22 protein-coding genes are annotated in these 20,737 nt (G+C 29.0%); 6 read left to right on the top strand and 16 right to left on the bottom strand.

Annotation, left to right across the window (positions count from 1 at the left end):
- Positions 1 to 77: 77 nt before the first annotated feature.
- The 11 genes from ACZ5OA_RS01180 to gap (ACZ5OA_RS01130) form a co-directional block, all read right to left on the bottom strand.
- On the bottom strand, positions 78 to 812 hold the full coding sequence (locus tag ACZ5OA_RS01180; RefSeq protein WP_464907707.1) for a prepilin-type N-terminal cleavage/methylation domain-containing protein: 735 nt from the start codon (positions 810 to 812) through the stop codon (positions 78 to 80).
- 62 nt (positions 813 to 874) lie between these two features.
- Positions 875 to 2,692, bottom strand: coding sequence for a citrate/2-methylcitrate synthase (locus ACZ5OA_RS01175; protein WP_464907706.1), 1,818 nt, complete (start codon positions 2,690 to 2,692; stop codon positions 875 to 877).
- Positions 2,692 to 4,014, bottom strand: coding sequence for an ATP citrate lyase citrate-binding domain-containing protein (locus ACZ5OA_RS01170; RefSeq protein ID WP_464907705.1), 1,323 nt, complete (start codon positions 4,012 to 4,014; stop codon positions 2,692 to 2,694). The genes ACZ5OA_RS01175 and ACZ5OA_RS01170 overlap by 1 nt, the downstream gene beginning before the upstream one ends.
- Positions 4,015 to 4,047: 33 nt before the next feature.
- On the bottom strand, positions 4,048 to 5,100 hold the full coding sequence (locus tag ACZ5OA_RS01165; protein WP_464907704.1) for an ArnT family glycosyltransferase: 1,053 nt from the start codon (positions 5,098 to 5,100) through the stop codon (positions 4,048 to 4,050).
- Between the two features lie 86 nt (positions 5,101 to 5,186).
- Positions 5,187 to 5,756: an anthranilate synthase component II gene (locus ACZ5OA_RS01160; protein WP_464907703.1), complete on the bottom strand. Its 570-nt coding sequence runs from the start codon at positions 5,754 to 5,756 to the stop codon at positions 5,187 to 5,189.
- Between the two features lie 103 nt (positions 5,757 to 5,859).
- The gene (locus tag ACZ5OA_RS01155) at positions 5,860 to 7,038 is read right to left on the bottom strand and encodes a hypothetical protein (protein ID WP_464907702.1); all 1,179 of its coding nucleotides are present in this window, start codon (positions 7,036 to 7,038) and stop codon (positions 5,860 to 5,862) included.
- Positions 7,039 to 7,173: 135 nt separating this feature from the next.
- Positions 7,174 to 7,950, bottom strand: a complete 777-nt coding sequence (gene fabI / locus ACZ5OA_RS01150) for an enoyl-ACP reductase FabI (RefSeq protein WP_464907701.1) — start codon at positions 7,948 to 7,950, stop codon at positions 7,174 to 7,176.
- 3 nt (positions 7,951 to 7,953) lie between these two features.
- Positions 7,954 to 8,631: a triose-phosphate isomerase gene (locus tag ACZ5OA_RS01145; protein ID WP_464907700.1), complete on the bottom strand. Its 678-nt coding sequence runs from the start codon at positions 8,629 to 8,631 to the stop codon at positions 7,954 to 7,956.
- Positions 8,628 to 9,824 carry a phosphoglycerate kinase gene (locus tag ACZ5OA_RS01140; protein ID WP_464907699.1) on the bottom strand — a complete coding sequence of 399 codons (1,197 nt, stop codon included), beginning with the start codon at positions 9,822 to 9,824 and terminating at the stop codon, positions 8,628 to 8,630. The genes ACZ5OA_RS01145 and ACZ5OA_RS01140 overlap by 4 nt, the downstream gene beginning before the upstream one ends.
- Positions 9,821 to 10,834: a type I glyceraldehyde-3-phosphate dehydrogenase gene (gene gap / locus ACZ5OA_RS01135; protein ID WP_464907698.1), complete on the bottom strand. Its 1,014-nt coding sequence runs from the start codon at positions 10,832 to 10,834 to the stop codon at positions 9,821 to 9,823. The genes ACZ5OA_RS01140 and gap (ACZ5OA_RS01135) overlap by 4 nt, the downstream gene beginning before the upstream one ends.
- A 40-nt stretch (positions 10,835 to 10,874) precedes the next feature.
- Positions 10,875 to 11,831: a type I glyceraldehyde-3-phosphate dehydrogenase gene (gene gap / locus ACZ5OA_RS01130; RefSeq protein ID WP_464908305.1), complete on the bottom strand. Its 957-nt coding sequence runs from the start codon at positions 11,829 to 11,831 to the stop codon at positions 10,875 to 10,877.
- 87 nt (positions 11,832 to 11,918) lie between these two features.
- Between gap (ACZ5OA_RS01130) and nadD the strand changes: the two genes are divergently transcribed.
- On the top strand, positions 11,919 to 12,446 hold the full coding sequence (nadD, locus tag ACZ5OA_RS01125) for a nicotinate (nicotinamide) nucleotide adenylyltransferase (RefSeq protein ID WP_464907697.1): 528 nt from the start codon (positions 11,919 to 11,921) through the stop codon (positions 12,444 to 12,446).
- Positions 12,443 to 12,766 (top strand): ribosome silencing factor, encoded by a 324-nt coding sequence (gene rsfS, locus ACZ5OA_RS01120; protein ID WP_464907696.1) that lies wholly within the window; start codon positions 12,443 to 12,445, stop codon positions 12,764 to 12,766. Before nadD ends, rsfS begins: the two co-directional genes overlap by 4 nt.
- Positions 12,767 to 12,946: 180 nt before the next feature.
- On the opposite strand, the gene aroF is transcribed toward rsfS, so the two are convergent.
- Positions 12,947 to 14,002: a 3-deoxy-7-phosphoheptulonate synthase gene (gene aroF, locus ACZ5OA_RS01115; RefSeq protein WP_464907695.1), complete on the bottom strand. Its 1,056-nt coding sequence runs from the start codon at positions 14,000 to 14,002 to the stop codon at positions 12,947 to 12,949.
- Between the two features lie 117 nt (positions 14,003 to 14,119).
- Here aroF and ACZ5OA_RS01110 point away from each other — a divergent pair, with 117 nt between their 5' ends.
- A complete protein-coding gene (locus ACZ5OA_RS01110; RefSeq protein WP_464907694.1) occupies positions 14,120 to 14,926 on the top strand; it encodes a 3'-5' exonuclease in 807 nt (268 codons plus the stop codon).
- A 6-nt stretch (positions 14,927 to 14,932) separates the two neighbouring features.
- On the opposite strand, the gene ACZ5OA_RS01105 is transcribed toward ACZ5OA_RS01110, so the two are convergent.
- The 4 genes from ACZ5OA_RS01105 to ACZ5OA_RS01090 all read right to left on the bottom strand — a co-directional run bounded on the left by ACZ5OA_RS01105 (position 14,933) and on the right by ACZ5OA_RS01090 (position 18,886).
- A complete protein-coding gene (locus ACZ5OA_RS01105) occupies positions 14,933 to 15,676 on the bottom strand; it encodes a 4-(cytidine 5'-diphospho)-2-C-methyl-D-erythritol kinase (RefSeq protein WP_464907693.1) in 744 nt (247 codons plus the stop codon).
- Positions 15,673 to 15,909: a carbon storage regulator CsrA gene (csrA, locus tag ACZ5OA_RS01100; protein ID WP_464907692.1), complete on the bottom strand. Its 237-nt coding sequence runs from the start codon at positions 15,907 to 15,909 to the stop codon at positions 15,673 to 15,675. Before csrA ends, ACZ5OA_RS01105 begins: the two co-directional genes overlap by 4 nt.
- A complete protein-coding gene (gene truB, locus ACZ5OA_RS01095; RefSeq protein ID WP_464907691.1) occupies positions 15,903 to 16,721 on the bottom strand; it encodes a tRNA pseudouridine(55) synthase TruB in 819 nt (272 codons plus the stop codon). The genes csrA and truB overlap by 7 nt, the downstream gene beginning before the upstream one ends.
- Positions 16,722 to 16,900: 179 nt before the next feature.
- A complete protein-coding gene (locus ACZ5OA_RS01090) occupies positions 16,901 to 18,886 on the bottom strand; it encodes an ATP-dependent helicase (RefSeq protein WP_464907690.1) in 1,986 nt (661 codons plus the stop codon).
- 64 nt (positions 18,887 to 18,950) lie between these two features.
- Between ACZ5OA_RS01090 and mog the strand changes: the two genes are divergently transcribed.
- The 3 genes from mog (at position 18,951) to ACZ5OA_RS01075 (ending at position 20,708) form a co-directional block, all read left to right on the top strand.
- Positions 18,951 to 19,463 carry a molybdopterin adenylyltransferase gene (gene mog / locus ACZ5OA_RS01085; protein ID WP_464907689.1) on the top strand — a complete coding sequence of 171 codons (513 nt, stop codon included), beginning with the start codon at positions 18,951 to 18,953 and terminating at the stop codon, positions 19,461 to 19,463.
- 208 nt (positions 19,464 to 19,671) lie between these two features.
- Positions 19,672 to 19,998: a ferredoxin-thioredoxin reductase catalytic domain-containing protein gene (locus tag ACZ5OA_RS01080; protein ID WP_464907688.1), complete on the top strand. Its 327-nt coding sequence runs from the start codon at positions 19,672 to 19,674 to the stop codon at positions 19,996 to 19,998.
- Positions 19,995 to 20,708, top strand: a complete 714-nt coding sequence (locus ACZ5OA_RS01075; protein WP_464907687.1) for a ferredoxin-thioredoxin reductase catalytic domain-containing protein — start codon at positions 19,995 to 19,997, stop codon at positions 20,706 to 20,708. Before ACZ5OA_RS01080 ends, ACZ5OA_RS01075 begins: the two co-directional genes overlap by 4 nt.
- The last annotated feature ends 29 nt before the right edge of the window (positions 20,709 to 20,737 follow it).

The following is a 20,737-nucleotide window of genomic DNA, read 5'->3' as shown; positions in this document are numbered from 1 at the left end:
TCAAGTCTTTTTTCTCTTTTCTTTTCAAATTTAATGAAGTTTTTTAATAAAATATAAAAAAGGCCTTATTCTAGGGATTATTTACATATATATGCAAATCCAACTTTTGGAGTTATACAAATAGATATATTTTGATCATCTTTACATAAAGTAATTTTAGCAATATTTGTTAAGGGTTTTCTTGCATTAATATCATAAGGATTTGTGTCATTGGCATCTCCATCAGCAATACCTTCTCTTCTATATGGTTTACCATAATTATCAAACAACAATCTTGGAGAATAATTACTTTTAGTATAAAAATTATCATAAATTATTTTTTGAATTCCATATGTTCTCGTTAAATTCAATTTTTTATCAGTATCTACACAATCTGGATACTTATCAAAACCACAATGCCCAATAAGATACTTTCCATCTATACTATTCTTAGCAAATGTTAAATCCCAATAAGTATTTGGAGAATATGGTAAATTTCCTTGTTGATCAAAATTATATGAATTATCAGTTGGTAAATCTGTAAATATTTCATACCAATATCCATCACTTGATTTAGAAAATCTTATCTGCCACCATTGCTTAAACCAATATTTTGTTCTATTCCCTTCCTTTGCAGAATTATCAATAGGATAATATTGAAATTTATTATCTTTTAGAGCTAATTGACGGGTTAAATTGATATGATTAATAACTTGATCAGCGGCTTGATTTAGAGAAGTATTTGATAAAGTAAAATCAGTTTTGATAACTAAAATAGAGATAACTACAATAACTACAATTAATTCTATCATCGTAAAAGAGTGTTTTTTCATATGATAACCTTTGTAAGGGAAAATTTTCCCTTATTATACCAAAGGTTTAAGAAGTTTGGAAATTATTTTATTTCGTCAGCCTCAGTAACATCATAAAGAATATCATCCCATGGATGTCTATACATTGGCATAGCAAGTCTTTTTTCGTCAAGAATATGACCAATAAATCCAAGTGTTCTACCAGCAATAAAGAAGGCATTTAAAGTTCCACTTTCGATAAATTCATCGATTTCTTCTTCTGTGTAACCTAAAGCTCTCCACATATCAACCATTAAAATACCAATAGTTCCATCAACATTTAAGATTAGATTATCTTTTTTAGAAGTTGTAAGTTGTTCAACTTCAAGAGCATAATCCAAAAGTGGAGTTGCTGGGAAATATTCATGAGCAAATTTTTTAAGACCTTCAACTCTTAAATCAGGATTTCTAAGTGATTTAATTCTATGTCCAATACCAGGAATTGGAATACCTTGTTTTTTCATATAATTTAAAAATTCTGCTGGAGTTAATTTATTATCATCTGCATATTTGAAATATTTAGCAGCACCATCAATTGCTCCACCAAATCTTGGTCCAATTGTAAGTAAACCAGTTACTAAACTTTCAACAACACTTTTTCCAGCTCTTGCTGTAACTTTTGCATTGTGAGCACCACTAACTGCTGGACCATGGTCAGCAACAGTTTTCATTACAGTTTCGATAAATTCAGTAGCCCATTTTGGATATTGTTTTTTGAACCATAATAATGAAATAACATCACCAATAGATTTACCTGTATCAGGTGTTGCTACTGAACTAATAGGGAATCCTGCATAAGTTGCTTCTTCACCTCTATCATCAGAAATTGTACAAATAAAGTTTTTAGGTCTTCTGTTTTTAGGAATAGTTGGAACAACTGGTTCTTTAATTTCACCAATAACACCATCTTTAAGAAGTTTTGTATAAACTTTATTAATTGTAGCTGGTAAATCATTGAAACTATCTGGCACATAAATTCCAGCTTCTCTCATCGCTGCATTTTTAGCTGCTGCTGTTTCCCTTTCGGCATTTGCACTAGCACCTGCATGACCAAATTGCACACCTGAGCTAAAATGTTTAGCAATTGTTCCAATACACCAAGCAATAACTGGTTTTGTAATTTTACCTTCTTTAATAGCATCAATTACTTTATATTCTTCAGTTCCACCAACTTCTCCAAGTAAAATCATATATTTTACATCTGGATTTTTTTCCATTCTTAATAAATGGTCGATGAAAACTGAACCAACATATCTATCACCACCGATAGCAACACCTTCGCTAATTCCATCAGCGTTTAGTGAAATAATGTTTGAAAGTTCATTAAATAAACCTCCACTTCTTGTTACTAACCCACAACTTCCTGGTCTATGGAGTTTTGAATTGATGATATTTTGAATTGTCCCACCAATATTTGCAACTTTAAAAGCACCTGGAGCAATAGCACCAACAGTAGCAGGTCCGATAATTGTAACATTTTCTTTTCTTGCTCTGTGATTCATAACTCTCGCCATTCTTTCTGGAATACCTTCAGCTGTAATCATAATTAATCTAAATTGTTTAAGATCAAGCGCTTGCATAGTAACATCATAAGCTGTTCTAAAAGAACCAAAGTTTAATAAAACATCTGCATTTTTATGTTTTTCTACTGCTTCTGGTGTTGATTTATAAACAGGAATCATAACTTCATCTGGTCCATAGAAGAATTTTTCAAATTTATTATTACTAGTAGGAGCTACAATAGCTGCTACTGATGGAGTTTCTCTTTGGATAACATAATCATAGTCTAACATTCTTTGGATAGCAGTTTTATTATTATTCCAAAAAATTGATTGTGTATCTTTTGTAAATAGTTTATTCATTATTTATCTCCTTTATCTTCAGCTAAAGCCATTCTTACAATATCAGTAACATGAGTTTCTGGCCCATAAACTTCAATATAAAGTCCAAGTCTATCCGCTGCTTCTTTGATATCTTTTAGACCTTTTTCATAATTTGGTCCACCACGTCTTACATAAATTTTTGTTTTATTTTCTTTTAATTTATCTGCATATTTTTCAAAAGCATTAATAATTCCTGTAAATGTTTTTGCAATATCCGTAAAGTTTGCAATAGCACCACCAATAATTAATATTTTACCTCTTGGGTCTTGATGTCTTGTCATCAAATCAAAAATAGTATCTGCATAAAATTCTGTTTCAGCAGTTGTTGGCCCACCTGAATATTCTCCATAGTTTGCTAAATCTTTAACTCCTGCAAAATCTGCAATTGTATCTGCATAAACAACTGACGCACCACCACCAGCAACCATTGTCCAAATTCTTCCCATTGGATTAAGAATTGTAAGTTTTAAACTTGCTCCTGATTTACTATCTGCTAACGCAATAGCTTCTTCTTCTGGTGATTTATCTTCCATTCCAAATGCTGTTGGATATTCAATATCTCCCCATTTATCGGCCATTAAAAATCCTGCTGTATCATCAAGTCTTGCAACTAAATCTAAAATTGCCATTTTATTATTATCTAACATAACAATTGGATTAATTTCTAAATATGCAAAATTTAAATCTCTATAAAATTTATAAAATGCAAATGCAAATGCTGCAAATTCTTCTACTTTATCTGCTGGAATATCTGCTGGAATATCTGCTTTGATTGCTTTTTCAATATCATTATCATTTAAATCAATAGGAATATGAATTTCATTTACTTTATCCCAATTTTCTTCAACTTCCATTCCACCTTCTGCTGAAAGATATAAAACATCATCTTCACCAACTGTTGTTGCTGAAATATAATATTCTTGTTCTTGCGTATGAGGAGTAAATGGTTCAACTATAAAATGAGTAAGTCTTCCTGTTTGTCCTGAAAGAAGTGTAACATCATGAGCTGATTTTTCATCAATCCATTTTGCAGCATCTTCAAGTGTAACATCACCTGGTTTGTTTACTCTAAATAAAACAAGGTCATTTTTACCTCTTTTACCAAATAACATATCTGGTTTTGCTACTAATGGCTCTTGATTTAACCATTCAAATCCATGTTCTTTTGCTTTTGCTCTTAATTCATCTCCACTTGTAACTAATACTGATTTAAAATCATAGTGGAAACCGTTAAAATATTTATTCCAATGTTTTGCGAATATTGCTTTTCCATCATATTCACGTATCGCTCTTTGAGCCATGAATTCTCCTTTTTAAAAGTTTTTAAAATTTTATCATTTTTTGTAGAGATTTGAAACATATTTATCATATAATTTGATTTTATTGTGTAAAATAGAAACTTTTTTAGTTTTTTCATCAAAATTTATATAATAAATATTGCCTTTTTGTAATCCATAAAAATATAATTTTTTACAAAAGATTTTATCATTACAATAAATATGATTTATATTCTCTTTTTTTAAAAATTTTGCTATTTTTTGTGAGTAATTAAACTGGAAAAATATTTTTTCATTAATAAAATATCTACTTGATAATAACAATATATCAAAAAACATTAAAGATAAAAAAAGAAAAACTAATAAAAATTTAAATGGTTTCCTAAAAATTTTAAGCCTAACTCTATAATCATTTAAAAAAACCTTTATCATAAAAATAACTGAAACAATCACAAATGGTGCATAATCATCAATTCTAATTTTTTGTCTAAATGATAATATAATAGAAAACAGAAGAGCAAATGTAGAAATAAACCATAATAAATTTGGTTTTTTAAAAGTTTTTAAAACAGCATACAAAAAATATACAAAAACAAATGGTGAAAAAATAGCTAAATAAACCATAAATAAATTTAAAAAATATCCACTTGGGTGGCCGTTTATATCATAATGAAAATAGTTTGCATTTATCATAAGTAACAATAAAGAATAAATTAAAAACCTTGTGTCTTTTTTGTAAATTGAATAAAAAACAAGCCCAAAATAAAGTGAAATAAAACTATAATCTAAGAATGTATATAAAGCTAATAAAATATAACTAAAAAATCGATAATACAAAAAAGTATAAATAAAAAGTAGAGTTAAAAATATTAAATAAATTGATTTATTATAAAAAAGAGAAGCTATAATAAATCCTGGCATTAAAGAAAATATAATTAAAGTAAAATTGATTTCTTTTGTGGATTTAAAATAGTGTTTAGCTATTTTTGCATATAAAAGTATTGAAAAAAATGAAAAAATAAGACTTGGAAGTCTTAAACTAAAATTATTTTTGCCTAAAATAGAGAAAAAAAAGTTTGAGAGATAATTTATTAAATTATTATTTTGCAAATAAGATACTTCAAAATCTCCAATATTTAAATGAGTTGCATACCAAAATAGAAAAATATAATAAAAAAGAAAATAGACTCTTATTCTCATAATTTCAAAAAGTTATCTATAATTTCATATCCAAATTCACTCATAATTGACTCTGGATGAAATTGAACTCCATAAATTGGTAAATTTTTAACTTTTATAGCCATAATTTCATCATCATCGTGACTTTTTGCCAAAACTTCAATACTGTCAGGTAAATTATCTTTATTTACTGTCAAAGAGTGATATCTTGTAGCCCTAAAATTATCAGGTAAAGATTTAAAAATATTATTATGTTTAATAACATCTATTTGAGAAGTTTTACCATGCATCATATTTTTTGCTCTAATTACTTCACCACCAAAAGCTTGAGCAATTGATTGATGACCTAAACAAATACCAAAAATTGGTTTTTTATCTTTGAATTTTTCTATTACTTCTAAGCTAATTCCAGCTTCATTGGGAGTTGCAGGTCCTGGAGAAATTATTATTTTTTCTGGATTTAGCTCTTCTATTTCTTGCAAAGTCAATTCATCATTTCTAATTACTTTTAAATCAGCTCCAAGTTCTAAGCAATATTGAACTATATTATAAGTAAAAGAATCATAATTATCAATCATTAAAATCATTTAAGACCTTTAAATTTTTAACTTATTATACCAAAAATGAAAGGAAATTTATATTTTTAGAAGTTTAGAAGTAATTCCCAAAAAGGGAAAAAGGGAAAAGAGATTAGAAGCTGTATTTAAATTCTACTTTTGCTTCTTGTTGATCAGTTGCTAAATCATCACTCATATTTAAAATATCATAATATCCAGATATTCCGAATTTTTTATTCACTTTATAGTTTGCACCAACTTCATATTCATTACTATTACCTTCATCACCTAAAGTTGAGCTTAAAGCTGTATTTTGAGATATTTCTTTAATATGGTTATAAGCAACAAATACATTTGTAGCTTCATCAATATTATATCCTACTTTTGCATATAAAGATTTTGCATCAGTCATATTAGCAACATTATCTCTTAATGCACAAGGAACAGCTCCAATTACTGAATCAGAACTTGTATTGATTACACCTTCTGCATTATTAGTTACAGCATATCCAACTTTAGCATTAAGTCCAGCTATATTTGATGTAAGAGCTAAATTATAAAATCTATGATTATTTGCATTTGTACTAACAGCATCATTTAATTTAGATTGAGCTATATCAAAGTTAACACCAATTCCATAATCTTTTAAAACATTTAAATTAGTCATCAATACAAAATCATATTTAAGTGTATTTGTTACTTGTGCATACCATAATTGAGCATTTCCTAAATCTTTATTTTTATAGATAGCTCCTAATGTATAAACATCTTGATCTTCACTAACATCAGAATTAAACATTTTATCTGCATAAGCAGCTGCTAAAGTAACATTACTCATTGTATAAGTAGCATCAGCACCAGCACCATGTGCAGTTGACCATGCATCACTTGAAGCAAATGGTAAGAAACCTAATGGAATAATCCCAACATTAGCTGCAATTGCACCTTTTGCATAGTTTACAAAGAAAAGTGAATTTGTTACATTTCTACTAGATGCAGCTAAACCTGAGTTATCACCTGCATAAGTTGCATTATTTTCTGTTGCTTTTGTATCGAAATTTTGCTCTGCATTAACTCTCCACACGATTTTTGTGTTTTCTGCAACAGGTACACCAAATACTAATTTAGCATCTGTTCTCCATCTATTATAATCAGTTTTACCAGTAGCTTTTTTATCTTGATGAACATAAGCTCTAACTCTTAAGAACCCATTTAATTGAACACCTTGGATTGCACTACTTAAATCTGTAGCACCTGCGAAACTCATTGACCCCATAGCAACTAACGCTGCTAAGCTTAATTTTTTTAACATTTGCATGTCTCCTTTTTTTTAATTTAAAGTTCGTATTGTCATTATACATAAAAATTATAACAATTTGCAAATTTATTTGTATAAAATTTATACAAATAATAAAATTTACACTTTTCTAACACTCTTTTTGCACTTTTATTCAACTATTGGCATACCTGTTACATTGTATCCATTATCTACATAATGAATTTCTCCTGTAACTGCACTTGATAAATCACTAAGTAAATACATTGCACTATTTCCAACTTCACTAGTAGTTACATTTTTTCTAAGTGGTGAATTTTCTTCATTATAATTTAAAATTTTTCTAAAATCACCAATTCCACTTGCTGCTAAAGTTTTGATAGGTCCTGCACTAATAGCATTTACTCTAATTCCTCTATCTCCAAAATCAACAGCCATATATCTTACACTTGCTTCAAGAGCTGCTTTTGCTACTCCCATTGTATTGTAATGAGGAATATATCTCTTGGCTCCTAAATAACTTAAAGTAAGTAAACTTGCATTATCATTTAGAATAGTTTGAAATTTTTGTGCTACTTCAATAAATGAATATACACTAATTTGCATAGCTATTGTAAAAGCATCTTTTGTAACATTTATAAATTTACCTGTAAGTGCCTCTTTTGGTGCAAAAGCTACAGCGTGAACTACGAAATCGATTTTTCCATAATCTTTTTCGATATTATCTCTTAATGCAATAATTTCTTCTTCTTTTGAAACATCTAATGGATAGATGTTTTTTACATTTAATTCATCTGCAACTTTTTGAACTCTACTTTGAAGTTTTTCATTTTGATAAGTCAAAATCAAATCAGCACCTTGGTCAGCACACGCTTTTGCAACTCCATAAGCAATTGATTTATTGTTTGCTACACCTATTACTAAACCTTTTTTACCTTTCATCAACATCTTTTATCCTTTTACTTGATTTATCATTCTTACAAAATTTTCTACCTGCCAGCTTGCAGTCCCAATCAATACTCCATCCACATTTTCAATCTCACAAATTTCAGAGATATTATCAAGCTTTACACTTCCACCATATAAAAGTGGCGCTTGTATAAACTCTCTAAGCTTGTTATGCGTCTCTTCTATTTCTTTAATAGTAGCACTTACACCTGTACCTATAGCCCATACCGGTTCATATGCTATTATCAATTTATCATAATTCATATCAATTCCAACTAACTCATTTTTAAGATATTTTATAACCTCATCTATACCTTTTTGTCTAATTTCCAAAGGCTCACCAATACAATAAGTGATTTCAAAATTTTCATTTTTATAAAATTCAAACTTTTTAGCAATAAATTCTTGCTTTTCTCCTAAAATATTTCTTCTTTCACTGTGTCCTATTAATATCTTATCAATATTAAATTCTTGAATTTGTTCTAATCCAATTTCTCCTGTAAATGAGCCATTAACTGCTGGATATCCATTTTGAGCCCCAACTATATCAAATTCAAACAAAGAAGTAGCAGGAGGAAAAACTCTAATAGTGTGATTAGTTTTTACTTCTTTTAATTTTTTCAAAAATGCTTTTGTACTTCTTCTTGTGTGATTCATTTTAAAATTACTTGCTATTATCATTTTAACTCCAATGCTTCAATTCCTGGCAATTTTTTACCTTCAAGAAGTTCTAAACTTGCTCCTCCACCAGTTGAAATAAATGTCATTCCCTCATCATCTCCGGCTCTTTGAACTAAATCAGCAGTATCTCCACCACCTACTACTTTTGTTCCATGAGTCCTAGCTATTTCGTGTGAAATTTGGAAACTTCCCGCACTAAATCTTTCCATTTCATATACACCCATTGGCCCATTCCAAAGAAGAGTTTGTGCATCTTCTATAACCTCAGCAAAAAGTCTAACACTTGCAGGTCCTATATCAAGTCCCATCCAATTATCTGGAATTTCTTGATAAGTAACATATTTAACCTTTGCATTTTCTTCAAATTTATCGGCAGCAACAATATCAACTGGCAAATATAATTTAACTTTAAGTTTTTTTGCTTCATTCATAATATGAATTGCTTCTTCAATAAGTTCATCTTCTACAAGTGATTTTCCTATTTCGTAACCTTGCGCTTTTAGAAATGTAAAAGCCATACCTCCACCAATTACCATTTTATCTACTTTTGGTAAAAGATTAATCAGTGCTTGTAATTTTCCACTTACTTTACTTCCTCCCACAACTGCAATAAAAGGATGAGCTGGATTTTTAAGAAGTTTATGGAAGAAATTAATCTCTTTTAAAAGTAAAAAACCTGCGGCTTTGTGATTATCATCAAAATTTTTTGTAATTGCATGAACACTCGCATGAGCCCTATGACTTACTCCAAAAGCATCATTTACATAAAATTTACCAAAACTTGCTAACTCTTTTGCAAATTCATAATTATTTTCAGTCTCTCTTGGATCAAATCTCAAATTTTCAAGTAATAAAATTTGTCCCTTTTTTAGAGAAGTGGCTTTTGTTTTTGCATCTTCACCAATTATATCTTTTGCTAAAACAACATCTTGATGAAGTAGATGAGATAATCTTTTTGCTACTGGTTTTAGTGAATATTTTTCATTTACTTCACCTTTTGGTCTTCCTAAATGCGAAGCTAAAACAATTTTTGCTTCAATATCAATAAGATATTTTATAGTATGAAGTGCTTCTCTAATTCTTCTATCATCTGTGATATTTCCAAATTCATCAAGTGGAACATTAAAATCACATCTAACAAATACTTTATCACCTTTAGAAATTTTTAACTCTTTTACACTATTTACATTCATGACTTTCCTTTATGGTAATTTCCAGCAATTACAGCCATATCAACTAATCTATTTGAATATCCCATTTCATTATCATACCAAGCCATAACTTTTACCATATTGTCTTGAATAACTTGTGTTAAATCAATAGCTACAATTGAAGAATATAAACTTGAAGTAAAATCACTACTTACACATTTATCATTATCAATTGCTAAAATATCTTTTAGTTCGTTCTCGCTTGCTTTAACTAGTGCTTCATTCACTTCTTCAATAGTTGTATTTTTAGAAACTACAACATTTAAATCTACCAAACTAACATTTGGAGTAGGAACTCTAACAGCTTGTCCGTGAAGTTTTTCAAGTAATTCTGGAATAACTTTTCCGATGGCTTTAGCTGCCCCCGTAGTTGTAGGAATCATATTAATTGCTGCTGCTCGCCCTCTTCTAGTATCTTTATGATGTTTTACATCAAGGATTTTTTGGTCATTTGTATAACTATGAATTGTAGTCATTAAACCTTTTTCAATTCCAAAATTATCAACCAAAACTTTTGAAACAGGTGCTAAACAATTTGTTGTACAACTTGCATTTGATATAATTTGCTCACCTTGATATTTATCAGCATTTACACCAACCACATAAGTTGCTGTATCATCTTTGGCAGGTGCGCTCATTACTACGACTTTCGCACCTCTATCGATATGAACCTTTGTTGAATCTTTTGTTAGGAATTTACCTGTACATTCAAGCACAACTTCAGCACCAACACTTGCAAAATCCAATTTTGAAGGATCTCTATCTGAAAAAAGTGTAACTGTATCATTTCCAATTTTAATATGTTTTTCATCAATAATTTCTACATTTTCAAATCTACCATGAACTGAATCATATTTCAGTAAATAAGCTAATTGCTCAGCACTTCCACTATCATTAATTGCTACTAACTCTACATCATCTCTATTTGCAATGATTCTTGCGCTACTTCTTCCAATTCTACCAAAGCCATTAATTGCTACTTTTACAGCCATAAACCTCTCCTTTTTTTCATATTTGTAATTTTAACATAATTTATTTCAAAATATATTTAGCCATATCACACATTCTATTGGAATAACCCCATTCATTATCATACCAACTCATTATTTTTACCATATTTCCTTGAACTACTAAAATTTTATCAAGCATTACATTTGAAGAATATGCATTTTCCAAAATATCACTACTTACAAGTTTTTGGCTATCTAATCCTAAGATCCCTTTAAATTCATTTTGTGAATAATTGATAAAAAGCTCTTTTAATTCTTCTATAGTCGTATTTTTATTAAGCTCAGCATTAAAATCAACAATACTTACATCAGGGATAGGCACTCTAACAGATTGGCCGTGAAGTTTTCCTTCTAAGCTAGGAATTACTCTATTCATTGCTTTTGCCGCGCCTGTGAAAGTTGGAATCATATTAATAGCAGCTGCTCGCCCTCTTCTAATATCTCTTGTATGTTTTACATCAAGAATTTTTTGGTCATTTGTATAACTATGAATTGTAGTCATCAAACCCTTTTTTATTCCAAAATTATTTTCTAAAATCTTTGCAATAGGACCTAAGCAATTTGTCGTACAACTTGCATTGGAAATTATATTTTCACCTTTGTATTCATCGCTATTTACACCTAAAACGAAAGTAGGAGTATCATCTTTGCTTGGAGCTGAAATTATTACTTTTTTAGCTCCTTTTTCGAGATGATGAGCTACTTTCTCAGTAGTTAAATTTCTTCCACTACATTCAAAAACCGTGTCAACTTCGCCAAAATTTAATTTAGTATTATCAATTTCATTATAAACTTGAACATCTTTTAAATCACAATCACAAAATCCATGTATAGAATCATATTTTAAAAGATATTCTAAATCTTGCTTATTTTCAAGGTCATTAATCGCAACCAATTTCATATCATTTCTAGAAAAAATAACTTTTGCAATAGTTCGACCTATCCTGCCAAACCCATTTATAGCCACTGTTATCAAAATAGTTTCCTTTTTTAAGTGAATTATATCAAATTTTAGTTATTGACAAATAAAAAAACAAATGATATATTTGCCTTACAAGGAGATAAAATGAAAATAGCAATTTTTGGTGGAAGTTTTGATCCTATCCACAAAGGACATATTAAAATCATCAATAAATTAGTAAAAAGTTTTGATAAAGTAATAGTTTTACCGAACTATTTAAATCCTCTAAAAAATAAATTTTCAGCACCAGCACAAAAAAGACTTGAATGGATTAAAAAAAGTATAAATAATCCAAAAGTAGAAATTAATGATTATGAAATAAAACAAAATAAACCTTGCTATACAATCGATACAATTAAACATTTTTTGAAAAATTATGATAAAATTAGTTTTGTAATAGGAGCTGATAATTTATCAACTCTTAATAAATGGAAAAATATAGATGAACTTAAAAAATTGGTCGATTTTATAGTAGTTTCAAGAAATAATAAAAATTCCAATGAATATAAAACTATAAATTTAAATATACCAATAAGCTCAACTCAGTTTAGACAAAATCCAGAAAATTACAAAAACTATCTGCCTAAAATAGTAGCAGATGAAATAATTTCATATTATAAAGGAAATAAATGAAAGAAAGAATAAAAAAAATAACTAAAATTTTAGATGATAAAAAAGCAGTTGATATAGAAAGTTTTGATACAAAGAAAAGTGACTATTTTACTGATGCAGTTGTAATTGCTACAACTATGGGTGAAAAACATGGATTTGCTCTTTTGAATGAGCTTAAATCTCAACTTAAACCAGAAGAAGAATTCTTAGCAATTGAAGAAAGTGATGATTGGACAGTTATTGATTTGGGAGATATTTTAATTCATTTAATGAGTCCAGAATATAGAGCTAAATATAGATTAGAACAATTCTTAGAAAAATATGGTAAAAAAACAAATTAAGGCACTGCACTAAAACTCTCAACAAGAGAGCAAATTTTCTAACACTCCAAAAAGTTAAAAAGTGTCAACGCAAGCGCCCTTCGGGTTTGAAGCACACTTTTTTTAACACTTTTTTTCGTTAAAATTTGCAGTTGTCTCGTTTATTTAGTCAGTACATTTAAAATAAATAAATATTATGTATTACACTTTTATACAATCGGTTTCTTTTTGTTTATCAAATTCAAACCATTCTTTTTGATTCCACGCAACTAAATTATCAAGTTTTCTCATTAAAAATTCAAAATCTCTAGGTAACAATGCTTGGTCTCCATCACTTAATGCTTCTTTTGGACAATTATGAACTTCTACGATTAGTCCATCAGCTCCAACTGCCATTCCTGCATATGCCAAAGATGATACAAATGGTCTTTTCCCAGCTGCATGACTTGGGTCAATAATTACTGGAAGGTGAGTTAATTGTTGTAGAACTGGAACAAGTGTCACATCAATTGTATTTCTTACTGCTGTTTCGTAAGTTCTTGTTCCTCTAAGACATAAAATAACATTTTCATTACCTTCACTCATAATATACTCAGCACTCATTAAATGTTCTTTCATAGTTCCTGCGATTCCGTTTTTTAGAATTACTGGTTTATCAAGTTTCCCGATTTCTTTAAGAAGTGGAAAGTTTTGAGAATTTCTAGCACCTATTTGAATAACATCTGCATATTTGTAAACTGTATCAATATCATTTATACTCATAAGTTCTGTTACGATTGGAAGTCCAGTCTCAGCTCTCGCTTGGGCCATCATTTTTAGTCCAGCTTCTTCATGTCCTTGGAAAGTATATGGAGAAGTTCTTGGTTTGTATGCTCCACCTCTAAGCATTTGTGCTCCACTTTCTTTTACTTTTTTTGCTAAATAAACAATGTTTTCAAGCTTATCCACACTACATGGACCTGCAATTACACATCTATTTCCACCACCAATTTTTACACCATTTACATCTACGATTGTATCCTCTGGATGAAATTCTCTACTTGCTCTTTTATAAGCAGCTGAAACTTCTACCACTTTAGAAACTCCTGGAAGTGTTGATAAAGGTCTTCCACCTAAATCACTTTTATCTCCAATAATTCCTATAACTGTTTGTTTTTCTCCTGGAGCTAAGCTAACTTCATGCCCCCATTCTTTGATTTGATTTATTGTTTTGTTGATATCTTCTTTACTTGTACCAACTTTCATAACAAGTATCATTATATTTTTCCTTTTTATTAAGACTTTGTCTCTATTTTTATTTTGTAGCTCAATTATAACAAATTTTTATTACTTTTTTTGATATAATTCTGAAAAATTCATTCAGAAAGATACCAAGTGAAACTACAACAACTTACAGAATTACTTAAAAAAGGGATAACACGCTCTATTTTAAAGAAAAAATTATTCGAAATATATCCAGATTTAGACTTCGATACTGCACTAGAATTTATTCAAGCACAAGGTTTAACACTTATAGAACAAAATGGTATTTTTTACCCAGCTACAAATTTTATCAATTTCAAGGATTCAACTTATTGTATAGTTGACATTGAAACCAATGGAAGTAAACCCGAAAATTCACAAATTATTGAAATCGGTGCTGTAAAAATCAAAAATGGAAAAGTAATTGGAACATTTAGTGAATTAATCCGTGCAAAATTCATCCCTCCTTTTATCCAAGGAATTACCGGAATAACTGAAAAAATGGTAAAAAATGAAAAAACTCAAAAAGAAGTTTTGATGAAATTTAAAGAGTTTATAGGAGATGCTATATTCGTAGCACACGATAGCTATTTTGATTTTAATTATATAAAAGCTCAACTTAAAAAAGAAGGTCTTGGAGATTTATTAAATCCTGAAATTTGTACACTTACACTTTCTAAAAAAACTATTGAAGCCACAAGATATGGTCTAAAATATCTTACAGAAGAACTCAATTTACCAAAAGAAACTCTTCATAGAGCCTTGGGCGATGCAAAAACTACAAGTAGAATTATGCTTATGGGATTTGATAAACTTCCAGACGAAATTCAAAAAACAAATGACTTAATAAATTTTGCAAGAGGAAGCCGAACTATTAAAAATAAAATATTAAATAAACAAAAGCCAAAACCTAAAATAAATAAAAATAAAAGAAGGTAAAATTTTTTATTTTACTTTAAAAAAACTGCTTCCGCTTCCGCTAAAATATCCATAATCTTTGTATTTAAAAAGTTCACTATATCTAGCAAGTGCAGGTCTTAAAAGATCATTAAGATCTTCTGCTTTTTTGTTTTCTAAAAGCTCTATCGTAGAAATTTCATCAAAATTACTTTTCTTAGGATTAAAATATTTTTCTCTATACATTTTAAAAACTTCAGGAGTTGAACATTCTACAGGTGGGACAGCAATCTCCACTTCAATTGGCTTTTCATCATAAGGTATAACAATTTCTCCTCTTCCATACACATTTGCCACATCAAAATCATAAATAAAAAATGGAACATCACTTCCAATCTCTGCTCCGATTTTAGCTAATTCATCTTTACTTAAATTTAATCCACTATCTTCATTTACCATATTCAAAAAAGTAGCCGCGTTACTACTTCCTCCTCCAAGACCCGCCATTGCTGGGATGTTTTTTGTTACAATTATCTCTTTTCCTATAAAATAATCTCTCATTTCGGGAAAATTTGTAATTAATTGAAGATAGGCTTTGAAAATCGTATTATCCCTCACGGCACAATCAAAATTTCCAACAATATCAAATTTATCAGCCTCTTTTATCTCTATTTCATCATAAACATTTTTTACTTTCATAAATCTTGAATTTAACTGATGATACCCGTCTTTATAACCTTCTATTTTTAAAAACAAATTTATTTTTGCATAACTTTTTGCTTTTAAACTCATTTATTTCCTTTTATGATAGAATTTAATGAATGAATTATACTTTCATCTGTATCTTGATTTGCTAATTTATTTTGATTTGTAATCTCTTCTACAAGCTCCATTCTGAGTATCGATACATCTCTTGGAGCATCAATACCTATCTTTACTTGATTTTTATCGACAGAAATAATTTTTATAGAAATATCATCACCAACTTTTAGCTCTTCACCAACTTTTCTTTTAATTACTAACATTTTTCTACCTTATTAAGTAAATATTTAATCTCATCATCTATTTTGATAACTGCAAAATAATTATCATATTCTAACAAATATATACCTTTTTGCTGAATTTTAAATTTATTTATATCTAGTTTTCTACCCAAAAACAAATCTTCTTCATTTTCATATTCGTTTTTTTCCAAGTCCAAATATTCAAGTGGATTAAGTACCTTTTCATCTTCAAAATAAAATTCACCTTCATTTATTCTCTCTAAATATGTCAAACTTCCTTCAACTCCAAGTTTAGCAGCTATATCAACTCCAAGACTTCGGATATAAGTTCCTTCACTAACACTTGCTTCAAAACTCAAAAATGGGTGTGAATAATTCGTAACTTTAATATCAAAAATTTCGATATTTATCTCTTTTATATTAACTTCTTCACCAGCTCTTGCCAAATCATAAGCTCGAATTCCATTTATTCTTTTAGCACTATATTTTGGTGGTATTTGAGTTTGTTTACCTTTGAAATTTTCTACAACTTCTATCACTTTTTTTTCATCAAATTTAGCTGGAATTTCAACTTTTTCTATCTTTTCTATATCAAATGTTGGAGAATATGCTCCTAAAAATAGAGTTGCTCTGTAAGTTTTGGGAGTTTTTTTGAGAAATCTAAAAAGCTTCGTGTATTGTCCAAAAGCCACAATCAGACATCCTTTTGCAAAAGGGTCAAGTGTCCCGCTAAAACCTGCTTTTTTTACTCCATATTTCCTTTTTATTTTTCTTAAATAATGATTTGATGAAATAAAAAGCGGTTTATTTACTACAAAAAGTCTGTTATCCATAATTTACCTTTTTTTTAAAGATTGATCTAAAACACTCAACAATAATGCAAATTTTTTAACACTCTAAAAAGCTAAAAAGTGTCAACGCAAGCGCCCTTCGGGTTTGAAGCACACTTTTTTTAACACTTTTTTTCGTTAAAATTTACAGTTGTTTCGTTTATTTAATAAATCTTTTTATTCTATATTTTCTCCACAAAATTATCCAGTATTTCTCTAATATCTCCACCAAAATTAATTTTTAATTTATATTGTTTTCCGACTTTCGTACTTCCTATAACTTTTCCTATTCCAAAAACTTTATGTTTTACCAAATCATTCTTTTTTGTTTCTTTGTTATGAGATACAACGGCTTTATCTTTTACAAGTTCCATTTCGGTTAAGAATCTACTTTTATTTAGAAAATCCCTGCTTCCTCTATTGTATCTGCTTTTTGCATAACTTAAAACAAGCTCTTTTTTCGCTCTTGTAACTGCCACATAAGCAAGTCTTCTCTCTTCTTCGATGTCTGCATCTCCCAAAGGGAAAAATCCTTCTTCAAGTCCAACTACAAAAAGATGATCAAATTCAAGTCCTTTGCTTGCGTGAATAGTCATAATATTTATAGCTTTATCTTCAATATTATCTGCATCTGACTGTAAAGAAAGTTCATTTAAAATCTCTTCTAATTCTAATCCATTTTTGGCATGTTCTCTTATAAGTCCATAAAATTCTTGTAAATTTAGTACCTTGTCTGGATCTTTATAAAATTTCAATAACTCTATTTCATCTTCAATACTAAAAAACAGATCCATAATTGGTTTAATTTTTAGTCTCTCTATCATTTCTACAAACTCTTTTAGTGATTTTGATGCTTTTTTCGTCACAAAAGATACATTTTCACTTGTTACATATTCAAAAAACGATTTATCACCTTTCATATTTGCGATTTTTTCTAAACTTGCTTTTCCAATCCCACGACGAGGTTTATTCACAACCCTTTTGAAAGAATAATCATCATTTGGATTTACTAACAATCTCAAATAAGAGATAATGTCTTTAATCTCTTCTCTTTCATAAAACTTCATTCCACCAACTAATTTATATTCAACATTATTACTTCTAAGTCCATCTTCAATAGCACGACTTAGTGCATTTACTCTATAAAGAATAGCTATTTTATCTGGGCTCACTCCACTTTCTATTAAACTCCTGATTCTTTTAGCAATTGTTTCACTCTCTACCATTTCATTATAATTTTGTAAAATTTCTACTTTTTTACCACTTGGAAGTGTTGGCTTTAAAATCTTATCGTGTCTTGTTTTATTATAAGAAATTAGTTTATTTGCAAGTTCTAAAATCTCAGGCGTTGATCGATAATTTTCTTCAAGTTTTACAATTTTAGCATCAAAAACTTTTTCAAATTCAAGTATGTTTTTGATATTTGCCCCACGAAATCCATAAATTGACTGATCATCATCTCCTACTACACAAATATTATTGTGAGTTAAACAAAGCTTTTTTAATATTTGCATTTGAATGTCATTTGTATCTTGATATTCATCTACCATAATATATTTATATTTTTGGCTATAACTTTTAGCAACCTCATCATATTCATCCAAAATTTTATATGTTAAAAGAAGTAAATCATCGAAATCAACTAAATTATTTTTATCTAAATATGCAATATAATGCTCGTAAATATGAGAAAGCTTTTTGTAATTTTCTTCTTTTGCCATTGCGAGTATTTCATTTGGAGTTAGGAAATTATTTTTATATTTTGATATCTCTTTTGCTACGAAATTAACTGGCAAATCTTGTGAAATACTTTTGATTATTCTTTTTTTATCATCGGTATCAATTATTACAAATGTATTTTTTCTACCTAAAAGATGAATATTCATTTTAAGAAAAATAAGCCCAAATTTATGGAAAGTGGATAAAAGTGGAGGATAAGGCGCATTAATGAGTCTCATAGCTCTTTCTCTCATTTCACTTGCCGCTTTGTTTGTAAATGTAAGAGTAAGTGTATTTTGAGGGTCAATCCCAAGAGATAATAAATAAGCAAGCCTTGCTGTAATTGTTTTTGTTTTTCCACTTCCAGCACCTGCTAGAATCAACATCGCTCCATCAATATGAGTAGCAGCTTCATATTGTGAAGGATTTAAATCTTTTAAAAATTCCATAATTTTCTCCATTTTTAGTATCATATTTATAGTATAATTATATTATATCAAAAAAAGGAACTTTATGAAAATAGCGATAGTTACAATGAGCGATAGAGCAAGTGCCGGAATTTATGAAGACAAAAGTGGAAAAGAACTTGAAGCTTATTTAAGTGAAAATGTGAATAATGAGTATGAAATTGTTTATAGATTAATTCCAGATGATTATGATAAAATAAAAAAAACTCTAAATGAATTAATTAATAAAGAATGTGCTTTAATTTTAACAACCGGAGGAACAGGTCCCGCGCTAAGGGATGTTACTCCTGAAGCTACCAAAGAAGTTTTAGACAAAGAACTACCTGGATTTGGAGAGCTTATGAGAATGCACTCTTTAAAATATGTGCCAACTTCTATTTTGGCAAGAGGCACCGCAGGAGTTGCTAAAAAAAGCTTTATTTTAAATCTGCCCGGAAGCCCAAAAGCGATTAGAGAAAACCTCGAGGCAGTATTTCCAGCAATTCCTTATGCAATTGATTTGATTGGTGGAGATTACATAGAAAGTGATATAGCTTTTCGTCCTAAAAAGAAAAAATAAGAACTTAAAACATTGAAAAAAGTACTAACTAACTAAATAAATGAAACAACTACAAATTTTAATGAAAAAAAGCGTTAAAAAATTTGTTTTATTGTTGAGTGTTTTAGGATAGTACTTATAATTATTTATAGATTTGGAAAGAAATAATAAAATACAAATATTGTCTTAATTAAGAAATTATGCTAAAATAAAATAAAAAAGGAAAATTATGTTAAAACCATTAGATATGCAAAGTCCTGAATTTAAAGCAGAACTTGAAAAAACAAAAGAATTTACTAAAAAAGTTGTTGAAAGTAGAAATTGGGCATTTAATCCTGATAAAGAGATTGTAGATACTGTACTTTTAGGATTAACAAGAAATAAAGTTTTATATGGAAAAAGATTTTGTCCTTGTTTTATGGTAGATAAAACAGAAGATGGAAAATATAAAAGTACAGATGACAGAATTTGTCCTTGTAAACCTGCAATTAATGATGAGGTTACAAATAAAGGTATGTGCCACTGTGGAATATTTATAAAAAAGGAAGATAAATGACAACTAATTTAAATTCCAAAGATAAAGAATTTCAAGAAGAATTCGTAAGAACAGAAGAATTTGTAAATAAAGTAACTAAACAATTTAATTGGAAATTAAATCCTGATGAAGCAGTTGTTGAAAGAGTTATGAAAGGCCTTACAAACAATAAATTACTTCATGGCAAAAGATATTGTCCTTGCTTCGTACCTCAATTTACAAAAGAAGATAGAATCTGCCCTTGTAAACCTGCAATTAATGATGAAATTCCAAATAAAGGTATGTGCCACTGTGGAATCTTCTGTACAGAAGAATTTGCAAATAAAACCTCACAAAATGAAGATCATCAAGAAGTAGAAGAAATAGTTAAAGTTGATAAAAACCAAGCAAAAGAAACTTTAGCAAAAGAACAACTAACAGGTGAAGAATTGGAGTTACTTCTAAAAGCAAGAAAACAAGGTATGGTTAAATTCAAACTTTTAGACATAAGAGAACCATTTGAATGGCAAATGGGTAGAATCAAAGATACAGACTTTTTAGTACCTACAAGTAACTTCTATGCAGAACTTGAAAAAGTAATGCCACATAAAGATGAACCGTGGATATTATATTGCCATGTAGGAAGTAGAAGTGCATATGTCCAAAAAGTATTAACTTCACAAGAAGAATTCCCACATATCGGAAACTTAACTTATGGAATTGCAGCATACAAAGGAGAGATTGTAAAATGATAATTTGTAAAAATTTATCTAACAAATGG

The sequence above is a fragment of the Thioreductor micantisoli genome (assembly GCF_055392745.1).
Note: the sequence above shows the minus strand (reverse complement) of the source record. Positions and strands in the feature narration are given on the sequence as shown.

Bases quoted from the DNA above. Each gene is read 5' to 3' on its own strand.
- nadD (WP_464907697.1), top strand. From the start codon at position 11,919: ATGAAAATAGCAATTTTTGGTGGAAGTTTTGATCCTATCCACAAAGGA.
- rsfS (WP_464907696.1), top strand. From the start codon at position 12,443: ATGAAAGAAAGAATAAAAAAAATAACTAAAATTTTAGATGATAAAAAA.
- aroF (WP_464907695.1), bottom strand. From the start codon at position 14,002: ATGATACTTGTTATGAAAGTTGGTACAAGTAAAGAAGATATCAACAAA.
- ACZ5OA_RS01140 (WP_464907699.1), bottom strand. From the start codon at position 9,824: ATGAATGTAAATAGTGTAAAAGAGTTAAAAATTTCTAAAGGTGATAAA.
- ACZ5OA_RS01080 (WP_464907688.1), top strand. From the start codon at position 19,672: ATGTTAAAACCATTAGATATGCAAAGTCCTGAATTTAAAGCAGAACTT.
- fabI (WP_464907701.1), bottom strand. From the start codon at position 7,950: ATGTTGATGAAAGGTAAAAAAGGTTTAGTAATAGGTGTAGCAAACAAT.
- ACZ5OA_RS01075 (WP_464907687.1), top strand. From the start codon at position 19,995: ATGACAACTAATTTAAATTCCAAAGATAAAGAATTTCAAGAAGAATTC.
- mog (WP_464907689.1), top strand. From the start codon at position 18,951: ATGAAAATAGCGATAGTTACAATGAGCGATAGAGCAAGTGCCGGAATT.
- truB (WP_464907691.1), bottom strand. From the start codon at position 16,721: ATGGATAACAGACTTTTTGTAGTAAATAAACCGCTTTTTATTTCATCA.
- ACZ5OA_RS01090 (WP_464907690.1), bottom strand. From the start codon at position 18,886: ATGGAATTTTTAAAAGATTTAAATCCTTCACAATATGAAGCTGCTACT.
- ACZ5OA_RS01105 (WP_464907693.1), bottom strand. From the start codon at position 15,676: ATGAGTTTAAAAGCAAAAAGTTATGCAAAAATAAATTTGTTTTTAAAA.
- ACZ5OA_RS01180 (WP_464907707.1), bottom strand. From the start codon at position 812: ATGAAAAAACACTCTTTTACGATGATAGAATTAATTGTAGTTATTGTA.
- ACZ5OA_RS01145 (WP_464907700.1), bottom strand. From the start codon at position 8,631: ATGATAATAGCAAGTAATTTTAAAATGAATCACACAAGAAGAAGTACA.
- ACZ5OA_RS01175 (WP_464907706.1), bottom strand. From the start codon at position 2,692: ATGAATAAACTATTTACAAAAGATACACAATCAATTTTTTGGAATAAT.
- ACZ5OA_RS01160 (WP_464907703.1), bottom strand. From the start codon at position 5,756: ATGATTTTAATGATTGATAATTATGATTCTTTTACTTATAATATAGTT.
- csrA (WP_464907692.1), bottom strand. From the start codon at position 15,909: ATGTTAGTAATTAAAAGAAAAGTTGGTGAAGAGCTAAAAGTTGGTGAT.
- gap (WP_464907698.1), bottom strand. From the start codon at position 10,834: ATGGCTGTAAAAGTAGCAATTAATGGCTTTGGTAGAATTGGAAGAAGT.
- ACZ5OA_RS01170 (WP_464907705.1), bottom strand. From the start codon at position 4,014: ATGGCTCAAAGAGCGATACGTGAATATGATGGAAAAGCAATATTCGCA.
- ACZ5OA_RS01155 (WP_464907702.1), bottom strand. From the start codon at position 7,038: ATGTTAAAAAAATTAAGCTTAGCAGCGTTAGTTGCTATGGGGTCAATG.